The organism is Halolactibacillus sp. JCM 19043 (genome assembly GCF_001310395.1).
Lineage (GTDB): Bacteria > Bacillota > Bacilli > Bacillales > Amphibacillaceae > Halolactibacillus > Halolactibacillus miurensis.
The window spans coordinates 34,931-47,371 of sequence record NZ_BAXD01000010.1; the positions used below are offsets into that span (position 1 = coordinate 34,931).

General features: G+C 37.8%; 11 protein-coding genes and 3 pseudogenes. 10 read left to right on the forward strand and 4 right to left on the reverse strand.

All coding sequences use genetic code 11. From position 1 onward, the window contains the following. Nucleotides 1-155 precede the first annotated feature (155 nt). The 4 genes from JCM19043_RS07050 to pepF all read left to right on the forward strand — a co-directional run bounded on the left by JCM19043_RS07050 (nt 156) and on the right by pepF (nt 4,471). Nucleotides 156-734 (forward strand): GNAT family N-acetyltransferase, encoded by a 579-nt coding sequence (locus tag JCM19043_RS07050; protein WP_062321219.1) that lies wholly within the window; start codon nt 156-158, stop codon nt 732-734. 399 nt (nt 735-1,133) lie between these two features. Beyond that, a complete protein-coding gene (gene spxA, locus JCM19043_RS07055; RefSeq protein WP_062321221.1) occupies nt 1,134-1,529 on the forward strand; it encodes a transcriptional regulator SpxA in 396 nt (131 codons plus the stop codon). Nucleotides 1,530-1,726: 197 nt separating this feature from the next. Beyond that, complete coding sequence (mecA, locus tag JCM19043_RS07060; protein WP_062321223.1) at nt 1,727-2,407, forward strand: adaptor protein MecA; 681 nt, start codon at nt 1,727-1,729, stop codon at nt 2,405-2,407. Between the two features lie 252 nt (nt 2,408-2,659). Further along, a complete protein-coding gene (pepF, locus tag JCM19043_RS07065) occupies nt 2,660-4,471 on the forward strand; it encodes an oligoendopeptidase F (RefSeq protein ID WP_062321225.1) in 1,812 nt (603 codons plus the stop codon). 424 nt (nt 4,472-4,895) lie between these two features. Here pepF and JCM19043_RS18765 read toward each other — a convergent pair whose 3' ends face one another. The 3 genes from JCM19043_RS18765 to JCM19043_RS07075 all read right to left on the reverse strand — a co-directional run bounded on the left by JCM19043_RS18765 (nt 4,896) and on the right by JCM19043_RS07075 (nt 6,469). Continuing rightward, nucleotides 4,896-5,081, reverse strand: coding sequence for a hypothetical protein (locus JCM19043_RS18765; protein ID WP_369813804.1), 186 nt, complete (start codon nt 5,079-5,081; stop codon nt 4,896-4,898). Between the two features lie 29 nt (nt 5,082-5,110). Further along, the gene (locus JCM19043_RS07070) at nt 5,111-5,791 is read right to left on the reverse strand and encodes a ClpXP adapter SpxH family protein (RefSeq protein ID WP_369813806.1); all 681 of its coding nucleotides are present in this window, start codon (nt 5,789-5,791) and stop codon (nt 5,111-5,113) included. A gap of 114 nt (nt 5,792-5,905) precedes the next feature. Then, nucleotides 5,906-6,469 (reverse strand): CYTH domain-containing protein, encoded by a 564-nt coding sequence (locus tag JCM19043_RS07075; protein ID WP_062321227.1) that lies wholly within the window; start codon nt 6,467-6,469, stop codon nt 5,906-5,908. A 141-nt stretch (nt 6,470-6,610) separates the two neighbouring features. Between JCM19043_RS07075 and JCM19043_RS07080 the strand changes: the two are divergent. From JCM19043_RS07080 to JCM19043_RS16370, 4 genes and pseudogenes are all read left to right on the forward strand, one after another. Beyond that, nucleotides 6,611-7,251, forward strand: a pseudogene (locus tag JCM19043_RS07080) (GTP pyrophosphokinase family protein). Further along, nucleotides 7,248-8,052 (forward strand): annotated as a pseudogene (locus JCM19043_RS07085) (NAD kinase). Before JCM19043_RS07080 ends, JCM19043_RS07085 begins: the two co-directional pseudogenes overlap by 4 nt. Further along, a complete protein-coding gene (locus tag JCM19043_RS16365; protein WP_156321358.1) occupies nt 8,024-8,473 on the forward strand; it encodes a hypothetical protein in 450 nt (149 codons plus the stop codon). The pseudogene JCM19043_RS07085 and the gene JCM19043_RS16365 overlap by 29 nt, the downstream one beginning before the upstream one ends. A 44-nt stretch (nt 8,474-8,517) precedes the next feature. Continuing rightward, on the forward strand, nt 8,518-8,955 hold the full coding sequence (locus JCM19043_RS16370; protein WP_062321229.1) for an RluA family pseudouridine synthase: 438 nt from the start codon (nt 8,518-8,520) through the stop codon (nt 8,953-8,955). A gap of 155 nt (nt 8,956-9,110) precedes the next feature. On the opposite strand, the gene prpE is transcribed toward JCM19043_RS16370, so the two are convergent. After that, nucleotides 9,111-9,863, reverse strand: coding sequence for a bis(5'-nucleosyl)-tetraphosphatase PrpE (gene prpE, locus JCM19043_RS07095; RefSeq protein ID WP_062321232.1), 753 nt, complete (start codon nt 9,861-9,863; stop codon nt 9,111-9,113). A gap of 287 nt (nt 9,864-10,150) precedes the next feature. On the opposite strand from prpE, the pseudogene JCM19043_RS17455 reads away from it, so the two are divergent. Next, nucleotides 10,151-11,856: pseudogene (locus JCM19043_RS17455) on the forward strand (DegV family protein). Between the two features lie 74 nt (nt 11,857-11,930). Beyond that, on the forward strand, nt 11,931-12,326 hold the full coding sequence (locus JCM19043_RS07110) for a DUF2177 family protein (protein WP_062321238.1): 396 nt from the start codon (nt 11,931-11,933) through the stop codon (nt 12,324-12,326). Nucleotides 12,327-12,441 lie beyond the last annotated feature (115 nt).

The window sequence follows — 12,441 nt, forward strand, 5'->3', positions numbered from 1 at the left end:
CAAGAGTAAAGCTCGCCTTTCTTAAGTGAAAGGGAGCTTTTTTAATGTAAGCTTGAATAAATGGCTAATTAACGGTATATAGTGTGAGAGTAAGTTTTTTAAATGATAAGGCTTTTGTTATAATACAAAAGGATAGTAGAGAGGGGATGTTTTTAATGGATTGGTTTGAAAAATTAAATGAGTACTTTCCAGTACATGAAATGAAATCAAAAGAGCATATGGAAATGTTATTGCAAGAACGTGGGGATGTCTATTATAAAGATGAATCAGACGATCACGTGATGATGTATGCTGAATTTGATGAGTTTATCTTTATCGACTACTTATACGTTGCTGGTCATACGAGAGGTAAAGGTGTTGGTCACCAATTGATTGAAAAACTAAAACAAAAAAATAAACCGATTATTTTAGAAGTTGAACCTGTGGATTACAGTGATACGGATACACAGAAACGTTTACATTTCTATAAACGGGAAGGTTTCACTCATGCCGCATCGATTGGTTATAATCGACGGTCTTTAGCAACGAATGAGGATGCACCACTTGAGATCCTTTACTGGTCACCATCAAATCAAGGTGAAGAAGCTATTTACCAACAAATGCGCCATATGTATGAACATATTCATACATATAAAGATGAAGAAATCTATGGTAAAAGTTATCAGAAAGCGGATGAAGTGCTTACTTATGGAGATAATGTTAAAAAATCAAATATCCTTGATGACTTAAATTAACTAAGTGAGCACCTTAATCATAAAACGGATTAGGGTGCTTTTTAATAGAAGCATTCCCCACCGTTAACAATGAAAACCATAACTGAATGCATAAAGCGGCTTATCTTGATTTCAAGATAAAACCTTGCCTTTCTCAACTAACTGCCTTATAATAAGAAAAGGTTAAAAAAGTTTTTTAAAAAATATGTTTAACCTCTCACAAGGGTGGGAATAGTTATACCAGTATACACGTTATATACATGGATTTGTGTAATTTTCATGTAAAGTGAGGAAATACCCTATCCAATGAGTATACCTTTGCTGTATACTAGGAGTATAGAGATAGATTATAATTATTTTAATCTAATAATTAGCCGTATACAAATGATTTGACTATATAAAATTGAGGAGTGATGGTTGATGGTAACACTTTATATCTCACCAAGCTGTACCTCTTGTCGTAAAGCTAAAGCATGGTTAGAAGAACATGATATTCCTTACCAAGAGCGCAACATTTTCTCAGATAATTTATCTGTAGATGAAATTAAAGAAATTTTACGTATGACAGAAGATGGTACGGACGAAATTATTTCAACACGATCAAAAGTTTTCCAAAAGTTAGACGTGGATATTGATCAAATGCCATTAAAAGATCTCATTGATGTCATCAAAGATTATCCTGGTATTTTACGACGTCCGATTATCTTAGATGAAAAGCGTCTTCAAGTAGGTTATAATGAGGATGAAATCAGACGATTCTTGCCACGTAAAGTAAGAACGTTCCAATTACGTGAAGCGCAAAAAATGGTCAACTAACGAATAGTTGAAACAAGACGCTACCTTTTGGGTTAGTGTCTTGTTTTTTTGTGTGTATCGAGTGACAAGTCGTCATAAATACGATAAAATAGATATTCAATAGCAAGAACTACTAGCTTAAGGCAGGTTTTTTTCGGGTATGGTAATATATAGAGACATGTTTTACCACCACCTTTTCAGAAGGGAGAGAAGAGAGAATGAAAATAGAAAGAATCAATGACAACACGATTAAATTTTATATTTCTTATATGGATATTGAAGATCGTGGTTTCAATCGGGAAGAAATTTGGTACAACCGGGAACGCAGTGAGCAACTCTTCTGGCAGGTGATGGAGGAAGCTGATCACGCAGAAGAGGATTTTGAAATTGAAGGGCCGCTATGGATTCAAGTCCAAGCTTTAGAAAAAGGATTAGAGATTACTGTGACTAAAGCACAAATGTCTAAAGACGGACAAAACTTAGAAGTACCTGTCGACCAGATGGTATCTCAAGATCATATTCAAGAGAAAATCGAAAGTTTATTGGAACAAGATCATATCGGTGACCATTCTAATCATGACGATCAAGACCAAGAGGATTATAAGATTTTACCGAATTTAGTAAGCTTCAAAGATTTTGAAGACGTGATTCATTTAAGTCATGCGATTGATGCGGAGTTCATTGATCATGCGATCTACCACTATAAAGATAAGTACTTTTTAATTTATACGTTTGATGATGTGCATTTGGATGATATCGCTCAAGATGGATTAAAGAGCACCATAGAGGAATTCGGGACGAAGTCAAAACAGTCCATCGCTTTAATCTTAGAGTACGGCAAGCCAATCTTCGAAGAAGATGGTTTAACAGCTATGAAACATCTTTTTACTTTATCATGATAGATTACCCCTAACGGTGCCTATTAGTCGCTGTTAGGGGATTTTTGTGTATATAAGGTGATTTATATGTGGTCGTTATTTTCTCTATCATGTCATGGAAGTAAGAAGTGGGCTTAGTCATGGATGTTAAGATCATGGTCTAGAGACTTAAAGAATGACAGAAGTGAGGTGTTAAAAAAATCACAATAGTCGAATAAATGCGGGTATATTTGTTATAATGAGTAGATAAGATAAACGAAGGAGTGGAATAGGATGAGTCAAAAATTAATGACACGTGACCAGCAAAAAGAACAAGACACGTGGCGACTAGAAGATATTTTTGAAAGCGATAAACTATGGGAAGAAGAGCGTCTAGCTCTACAAAAAGAACTGGATAAGTATGAGGTATATAAGGGAACGCTGGGTGATTCAGCGGAGCGTTTGTATGAGTTATTTGTCTTTGATGATCAGATTTCTTTGCGCATGGGAAAACTTTATACATATGCCCACATGCGCTATGACCAAGATACAACGAATGCGCATTATCAAGAGCTTAACCAAAAAGCGCAAATGTTGTTAACTAAAGCTGTCAGTGACACAAGCTTTATTGTTCCGGAAATATTAAAGATGGATGAAAATAGACTAAAAGGTTTTATTGAGCGTCATGACGGATTAAAAGGCTATGATAAGGTCTTACGTGATTTAAATAAGAAACGTCCCCATACATTATCTGAAGCAGAAGAAAAACTATTAGCGAATATGAGTGAAGTGACAAATGGGGCCAGTCAAACGTTTGGTATGTTAAACAATGCAGATTTAACGTTTCCTGAAGTAACGAATGAAGACGGAGAATCGATTGAGCTAACGCACGGGCGTTATATCAACTTCTTAGAGTCCAAGGATCAGAAAGTACGACAAGATGCCTATACGGCGATGTATGAGACGTACGGGAAGTTTATTAATACATTTAGTGCGACGTTAGGCAATCAAGTGAAAAAAGATAACGTCTATGCGAAAGTGAGACATTATCAATCGGCTCGTGAAAAAGCACTCACGTCTAACCATATTCCAGAGACCGTCTATGACCAGCTCGTTGAGGCGGTCAATGAACGACTTGATTTATTACATCGCTACGTGACCTTAAGAAAACGCATCTTAAAGCTTGATGAGCTGCATATGTATGACATGTATACGCCCCTTGTGTCAGATGTTGAGGTGACATACACCTATGACCAAGCACAAAAACTAATCATTGACGCTTTGGCTCCAATGGGAGAAGAATACGTATCCAGACTAAAAGAAGGCTTTAATAACCGCTGGGTAGATGTGTATGAGAATAAAGGTAAACGTAGTGGCGCTTATTCATCAGGAGCCTACGGTACCAATCCTTATGTGCTAATGAATTGGCAAGATAACTTAAACAATGTCTTTACGTTAGCGCATGAGTTTGGCCACTCTCTCCACAGTTACTATACGAGAGAAAACCAACCGTACCGTTACGGGGACTATTCTATCTTTGTAGCAGAAGTGGCCTCAACATGTAATGAAGCGTTATTAAACGAATACATGTTGCAACAAACCGATGATTTAAAACAACAATTGTATTTATTGAATCACTTCTTAGAAGGGTTTAGAGCGACCGTGTTTAGACAAACGATGTTTAGTGAGTTTGAACATCTGATCCATACGTTAGACCAACAAGGAGAAGCGCTGACGGCAGATCGACTCACAAAAGAATATGATCAATTAAACCGTAAGTATTTCGGGGAAGATGTTGTATATGATGAGTATATTGGTAAAGAGTGGGCGAGAATTCCGCACTTCTACTATAACTACTACGTCTATCAGTATGCGACGGGTTATAGTGCGGCTCAAACATTAGCTCACCAAATTCTTAAAGAAGGTGAACCAGCGGTTGAGCGCTACTTAAGCTTTTTAAAGGCAGGAAGTTCGGATGAACCAATCAATGTCTTAAAACAAGCAGGTGTCAATATGACCGAAAAAGCACCGATTTTACATGCGTTAGATGTGTTTGAAGAAAAATTAAATGATTTTGAGGCGTTACTTGAACAACTTGAAGCCTAAGTGTGATTTGTAGAAAGAATAAACCAGGTGAGTCGCTAAGACTCGCCTGGTTTTCATACGCTTAACATGTTCTTATAAAGCACAATAATTATAACAAGTATGACAATTTTGTGAAATTTCTATAGAACGCTTGCGCAAGTTGGAAAACGTTGCTATAGTAGTTTGTGAGATGTTTAACAAACAAAACCCCTTTGTTTGATCTAAAACTTTCTCCCATCCCCCCATGACGATCGGTCATGGCATCATACGCACACATTGTGTGCGTATTTTTTCTGTCTTTTTTTCTTCTGTTCTTTCTTCTTTTTTTCGCATCTATCAAGTTTTCAATATGTCTCTCATAGTCAAAACAATATTAAATAGGGTAAGTAATTTCAGTTAGCTAAAAAACCTCCACACGCTTTACCAGCGTAAATGGAGGTTTCGTTTAGTTTTCTAAATAACGCCAATACATGCCGTGCTTAACAGGGACATGTTCAACAATGCGTTGTAACTTAAGTTTTTTCATTTCTTTACAAGCTTTTTCGACAGGCCAATCAAAGATAATAGCTACTTCAACGGAGCTTACGAATTTAAAATAACGAATAAAATCTAGTAATGCTGGTTTCTCCATTGGATAGACATCATGTTCAAGTAGTTGTTTTAAAACTTTGACATAAATCTCATACGGATAGCGCCGGATAATTTTAACCCTTCATCTTCGTCATCTTCATTAAAGAAAACGAGTGATGGAGTGTGATCGACATCCATTTCTTTTGTAAGATTTAAATCGCATCTAAGCGCTTTTTTTGCCGTGTCAGAATGTAAATCGCGTTTGAATTCATCGATATCTAGATGAACATCTTGAGCAATCTGAATCAACTCATCGTCTGTCGATATGTCAGTTTTGTATAAAAACAGTTTTTCTTGTACTTTTCTTAAATAACGACGACCAGCTTTAATGCCTTGTAGTTCCGCGGTTTTGATCGCAATGGAGACATTTACAGGATAACTCACAGGATTTTCAATCCAAAGATCCCCGTCGCAACAAACGCCTGTGACACAAGCCGTCTTTTCCCATTGAGCTTTTAATTTTTTCGGTGTGTGTAAGTCATCTTGATAAATGTATGACCATTTCCCAGTAAGAATCGGTCTAATCGTAAAGAAACGCCCATACTCTAATTGAAGTTTACGCATAATTGGGTCAAGTGACCAAGCTTCCGGACAGAGTGGGTCGGTAAACATGTAAATTTCAATCGGTTTTTTTAAGAGATCAAAGAAGCTATACTGTGCCTCTTTAGGTTGAGTGTGATTATGCTTAGGCCCAGTTTGGTTTACGCTCACATCGATTCTCCTTTCCTACAAGATATCATTAAACAGTAGTGTTTAATATCCTTATTGTATCAGTCCCATTGAAAAATAGGCAACTAATATGATTATGACAGCTATCCTTGTTATTTAAGACGGCATAAAATCGTGCGATTTATTTGGCGTGTCTTTTTTAGTAAGAGAGAAACGTGTCAATATATCTTGCAGACGTTGTTCTGTTAACTCTAGAGTAGGCCCTTCAATTTCTAGTTCATAATCAACATGATGAAGATAATGACTCTCATCAAGCACGACGAGGACATCATCTTTTCTGACCTCTATCCGGTTAGTTTCAAGTGTTCCGCCGAATTGTAGCGCATCAAGTGAAACACCGAGGTCGAGAAGCCGCGTCGCAATCGTTGGTTTAAGCTCACCGGTTCCGTTAATGAGTCGGTCAGCTTCTTCTTTTGTCAGCACGGCGTGTGTTTCGAGTAACCCATCTCCGTGTGGCTCTTTAAGTGTCAAAACGTACTGATCGCCTTTTTCACGAATCCTTAAAGCAGATCCCGTTTGTTTTAATTGAAAGTCAGGCGTTTCAAAATAATGATTGATTTGTTTTTGAGGTGTGATATCGGTCAGTGATAAGCCGTTAATTAACCGAATGTACTCATCTTTCGTTAATAAATTTTTGCGTTCAATTTCTAATTCTTGCATCGTGTCAGTCCCTTTAGCTTTTTCTCTTAGTATAAGGAATATACAGTGATCTGTCGAGATTTACAGCTTGTAAAAAAGGAATATGGTACAATAAGGTTAGAGACATAGATTGACGAAGAGGTGATGGACATGACGGAAGAAATGAATTGGTATCAACTACTTGTCCCTTATACACAAGTGGTCGATGAGCTAAAAGTAAAATTAAGAGGGATGCGCAAACAGTTTGAAATCGAGAAAAAACACTCACCGATTGAACTAGTGACAGGACGAGTAAAGCCTGTCCAAAGTATGTTGGATAAAGCTAGGCGTAAACAATTAAGCGATGACCAAATAGAAGAGGTCTTACAAGATATCGCAGGCGTCAGAGTCTCTGCCAATTTGTAGATGATATCTACACAATTGTTGACTTATTAAGAAAACGCGATGACTTTCATATTATTGAAGAGAAAGACTACATAAAAAACAAAAAAGACAGCGGATACCGCTCATATCATGTCATTATTAAATATCCTGTCCAAACGATTCACGGAAAAAAGTTTGTGACGGCTGAAATACAAATTAGAACATTAGCTATGAACTTTTGGGCCACTAATGAACATTCTTTGAACTACAAATATAAAGGACAAATACCGGCGGATATAAAAAAACGTTTGAAAAAAGCAGCTGAAGCAGCCTTTCAACTCGATGAGGAGATGGCAAAGATTAAAGATGAAGTCCAAGAAGCACAGTGGATTTTTAATCAAATTAGACCGAAATTTAGGAAGGCGGGGGAGAAGGAATGAAACGATTTGTTGTAACATCTAAAGGTGATGATAAATCGAATGCAATCAAGACCATCCTTGATCAGTACTTAAGTGACTTTGACTTAATTATGGATGAAGAAACACCTGACTTAGTGATCACCGTTGGTGGGGATGGGACGTTTTTACATGCGGTCCATCAATACTTTCACCGATTAGAAGACACGGCTTTTATTGGGGTTCATACCGGTCACTTAGGGTTTTATGCAGACTGGTTACCAGATGAAATCGAGAAATTAGTCATTGAAATTTCAAAAGAGAAATTCGAACTTGTTGAATATCCACTACTAGAAGTAAAAGTTTTTAAAAACACGCGAAAGAATACAAAAGGTACTTAGCTTTAAATGAAGCAACGGTGCGAAAAATCGAAGGATCTGTCGTGATGGATATTAATATCAATGGAGAACTTTTTGAGCGTTTCAGGGGCGATGGCTTGTGCATGTCTACCCCATCAGGCAGTACGGCTTATAATAAGGCGCTCGGTGGGGCAATTATTCATCCATCGCTTTCAACGATGCAATTAACTGAAATGTCATCGATTAATAATCGGGTTTACCGGACGATTGGCTCGCCCCTTATTTTTCCGAGTCACCATGTGGTGCAATTTAAACCGGTCAATGAAGCGCAAAGCTTTTTGATGACGATTGATCATTTAACGAAATCCGTTGACCATGTAAACTTACTTGAATGTACGGTAGCCAAAGAAAAAATAAAATTTGCGCGATTTCGAACATTCCCGTTCTGGAAACGGTACATGATTCCTTTATTTCAGATGAACGGTAGTGACAAAATGATTCGATTTATTGTAGAAAAAGAGGGGTTAAATGTCCGTGACTATTTATTATCGGAAGTCCATCTATCACGTCAAACATTAAAAAAGATCAAGTTTCATGGTGGCGCTATTTATGTTAATAATGAGGTGTCTAATGTCAGAACGCCCGTTAAAAAAGGGGATGTGATTGATTGTCTGTTGCCAAAAGAAGAGCGGTCTGCTAGTTTATATCCGGTGGAATTACCGCTTGATCTTGTGTATGAGGACGACTTTATTCTCGTGATTAATAAACCAGCACATTTGCCTGTTGTGCCAACGATCGGTAACAATACGCCTTCACTAGCGCACGGTTTAATTCATTATTACGATCAAAGTCAGTTGCCTTACACGGTCCATATCGTAACGAGACTTGACCAGGATACCTCAGGTTAGTACTCGTAGCCAAACATCAACTCGCCCATGGTTATTTCCGAGAAATGAAAGTAAAAAGGCGCTATTTAGCTTTAGTTGAGGGAATATTTAGAGATAAGTCTGGGATCCTTACATTACCGATTGGCCGAAAAAACGGTTCTATTATTGAACGCTGTGTGGATGATTTCGGGAAATATGCAGAAACGGATTACCGCGTCGTTGAAGAAAAAGACAACATGAGCTTATTAAATATTGAATTAAAAACGGGACGAACCCACCAAATCCGGGTGCATTTTAGTCATGTACATCATCCGCTCATTGGTGACACATTGTATGGAGGAACGAAACAATATGCCAACAGACAAGCGCTGCATTGTTACCACCTAGCTTTTACACATCCTTATACAAATGAAGCGTTATCATTTACCGCGCCGTGGCCTGATGACTTACCAGGGATTAAAGTAGATGTGTCAACGTTAGCGGCGGCACCTCTTATTGACTGACGTATAAGTGATTAAAGAAGTACTCATTGTATAGGAATCTTTAATTAACGATAATTAAACGACCGCTCAATCAAGCTTTTGATTAAGTGGTCGTTTTACTTTTGAGTAGATGTCGCTCGTTATTTTCATCAGTGATTGTTGGTAGTACTTATAGCTTATTGTGATGGGTCATTAAAATCGGTGAAGCGGTCCGGTTGAAATGGTTGACGTGATGGAACAGACACCATTGTTTGTTCTGGTATACGTATAGCCATTAATTTATTCCCGAAAATACAACCAAGATCAATGTTAACAGTATTGTTAGTTATATACGGTTTGATAACAGGTGTGTGGCCATAAATAACGAGGGTCTTACCACTATGATACGGTGTCCAATCCACTCTAATAGGACGGCCGTCAGGATGGTGCTCTTTCGGTTTAGGACCATATAATACAAAGGCTTTCACATGTTTATTTGTCTCACCAATCATATGATCAAGAATCCCCGCATGACTAACGACCACGTTTAAGTGTTTGTCATAGTAGTAGAGGGGGGCTTGGTCATAAATGGTCATGAATTTTTGTTTAATCGTGGCCTGTTCCTGTTTATTCAGTTGGTTGTATTCCTCAACGGTCGTTTCTAATCCATGTTTAATCTCAACGTTATTGCCGAGGAAATAACGGTATAACTTATTACAATGATTGCCTGGGACATACACCGCTATCTGATCATCGATGACCAGTTGATACACAAGGGTAATCACCTTTAATGAAGCGGGACCTCTGTCAGTTAAGTCACCAACAAAGGCTAAGCGTCGTTGGTCTTTATGAGTGAATCGGCCATTGATTTCTTTGTAACCGAGTTGATCAATCAATTCAACTAACTCATCGTAACATCCGTGAACATCCCCAATGACATCCAGTGCCATATCATCGCCTCACTTTCTTTTCTAAGTATCACTTGACTAACGATCCTTTAGTATTTTACCATATTTATCGTGAGTTATTCACGAGGAGCGATCGAACATGTAGTTTAACAATAAATAAAAACGGGAATAACCTAGATGAATTAACAAGATAGTTTTTACAAAAATTAAACAGTCTTGTTAATATTTTTACGTCAAGAGTTAACAGGGGGACGATGATGGATACTATTACACACGAAACACTTTACCAGAGTTTACTTAACGGGGCAAAAGAAGTCATGCATAACCGGATGTTTCTAAATAAAATAAATGTCTTTCCGGTCGCAGATGGTGATACTGGCAGTAATCTTTTTTCCACGATGCAAAGTATTGTCTTTCATGCTGAATTAAAAGAAGATGCGAAATCAACGTTAGAATCCATTGCTGATTCAGCTATTATTGGCGCAAGAGGGAACTCAGGTTTGATTTTCGCCCAATATTTCCAAGGGCTAAGCGAAGCGATGAAAAATGATACGGATATCACAAAAGAAGCTTTTATTGCAGCAAGTAAGGCAGGAATGGACTTTGCCTATCAGGCGATTGAAGAACCGGTTGAAGGGACGATGCTAACGATTATGAAGGCGTTCCATGAAGCTCTTAACCAGGCCAATCAACAGATCAGTGCCTTTGATGTCTTGATTGAAAATGCATTAGCCCAAGTGGATATTGCGGTCGATCATACGACGGATCAACTAAAAATTCTCAAGCAATCATCCGTTGTTGATTCAGGCGCTAAAGGGTTTGCTTATTTTGTAAAAGGATTTTTAGATGGCTTAAAAGGTAAAATGATCATTGATGATGCACTGACAAGTGAAGAAGTCTTACCAGCAATCGAACATGAACACGAAGAAGCAGCCCTACATTACCGGTATTGTACCGAAGCCCTTATTGAAAAAACAACAGATTTACCAGATTTAAAAAAGGTTCTGCATGACTTAGGTGATTCCATTGTCCAAGTCAACGGCAAACAAAAGGTGCGTGTGCATGTTCATACGAATGAACCGAGTGAGATGTTTAAACGGTTAAGTCATTACGGTAAAATACTAGAACAGAAAGTAGATGATATGGTCGGTCAATATAACCGGATCCATCACAGAAAGTACCAAACCGTGATTGTGACAGACTCCATCGCAGATTTACCACAAGAGATTATTGATGATGAGCAAGTTCATGTGGTTCACTTATCCATTCTTGTTGGAGATGAATCGTATTTAGATAAGTTAACCGTTTCAAATGAACGACTGTTTGAACTTGCTAAAGAAAAAAAGACCCATCCAACGTCTCTCAACCGACAATTAAAAGTATTGAGAATACGTATCGCTATTTACTCTCATACTATGATAATATCATCGTCTTTACGGTCGCAAGTGCCTTAAGTGGGACATACAATGTGTTTAAGAAAGCAGCGACTAACTTTACTCATGAACAATCACGTATTCATGTGATTGATACGAAACAAAACTCTGTCGCAGAAGGTTTGCTAGTGTGGGAAGCGGTTCAACGATTAAAAGAAAAAACACCGGTTGAACAATTAATCGCAGCGACAAAGCAATCGATTAAACGGTCTAAAATTTTAGTCAAAATCAATACGCTCGACAATATGATTGCTTCAGGTCGTTTAAGTGTGAGGGCTGGCTCTTTGGCGAAAAAAGTCGGATTACGTCCGATTATCACCCTAGATGATAGGGGGGATGGTGGCATATTTAAAATTGCTTTCCATCCTGATAAAGCTTTAAAGAAAATTTTAAAACAAGTAAAAAATCTAGATGAGACAAAAGGGATTCAACATTATGCCGTCACCTATGTCGATGATCGGTCACTTGGAGAAGCTTTTTCCGAAGCATTAACTCAGACGTTAAATAGACCACCTGTCTATATGACAAAGAGTTCAGGCATTATCGCGATGGGCGCAGGTAAAGGCGCCGTTGCTGTTAGTTATATTACGAAAGACGAATAAATAAAGAAAAGAGAACCAACAGACAAACCATAAGTATCAGCAACACCAATCACTTATAAAAAAGGAGAGATTCGATGCGTTTTTTCATTATATATCTTATTACGTTTGCAGTCTTTATTGTGATTGATTTGATATGGTTAGGCTTCATTGCAAAAAATTTGTATCAAGAGCATATCGGATTTATTATGAGTAAAAAGCCCAACTGGGTAGCGGCGATTGTGTTTTATCTCATTTTCATTTTTGGTTTAGTCTATTTTGTCATTAATCCAGCGCTTGATTCAGGTAGCTTTGTCGAGGCGTTACTACGCGGGATGTTGTTTGGGTTTATCACCTACTCGACATACGATTTAACAAATCTTGCGACACTTGAAGGATGGCCAATCAAAATTACGATTATTGATTTAATTTGGGGGACGTCTTTAGGTGGTTTGGTCTCAAGTATCAGTTTCTTGTTAGCACAATATTTATAATCTTACTAATCGATTAGAAAGGTACGTATACATGAACAACTATGTATGTATACCTTTTGTCGTCTTAGTAGAGATAGCCTCAGTGTGATTAAAATAGTCTCTGATGTTTATAGGT

What these genes read in the sequence shown, in the direction of transcription:
- JCM19043_RS07075 (WP_062321227.1), bottom strand. Translation starts at nt 6,469, where the DNA reads ATGCAAGAATTAGAAATTGAACGCAAAAATTTATTAACGAAAGATGAG.
- JCM19043_RS16370 (WP_062321229.1), top strand. Translation starts at nt 8,518, where the DNA reads ATGAAAGTAAAAAGGCGCTATTTAGCTTTAGTTGAGGGAATATTTAGA.
- mecA (WP_062321223.1), top strand. Translation starts at nt 1,727, where the DNA reads ATGAAAATAGAAAGAATCAATGACAACACGATTAAATTTTATATTTCT.
- spxA (WP_062321221.1), top strand. Translation starts at nt 1,134, where the DNA reads ATGGTAACACTTTATATCTCACCAAGCTGTACCTCTTGTCGTAAAGCT.
- JCM19043_RS07050 (WP_062321219.1), top strand. Translation starts at nt 156, where the DNA reads ATGGATTGGTTTGAAAAATTAAATGAGTACTTTCCAGTACATGAAATG.
- JCM19043_RS07110 (WP_062321238.1), top strand. Translation starts at nt 11,931, where the DNA reads ATGCGTTTTTTCATTATATATCTTATTACGTTTGCAGTCTTTATTGTG.
- prpE (WP_062321232.1), bottom strand. Translation starts at nt 9,863, where the DNA reads ATGGCACTGGATGTCATTGGGGATGTTCACGGATGTTACGATGAGTTA.
- JCM19043_RS16365 (WP_156321358.1), top strand. Translation starts at nt 8,024, where the DNA reads ATGATTCCTTTATTTCAGATGAACGGTAGTGACAAAATGATTCGATTT.
- pepF (WP_062321225.1), top strand. Translation starts at nt 2,660, where the DNA reads ATGAGTCAAAAATTAATGACACGTGACCAGCAAAAAGAACAAGACACG.
- JCM19043_RS18765 (WP_369813804.1), bottom strand. Translation starts at nt 5,081, where the DNA reads ATGGAGAAACCAGCATTACTAGATTTTATTCGTTATTTTAAATTCGTA.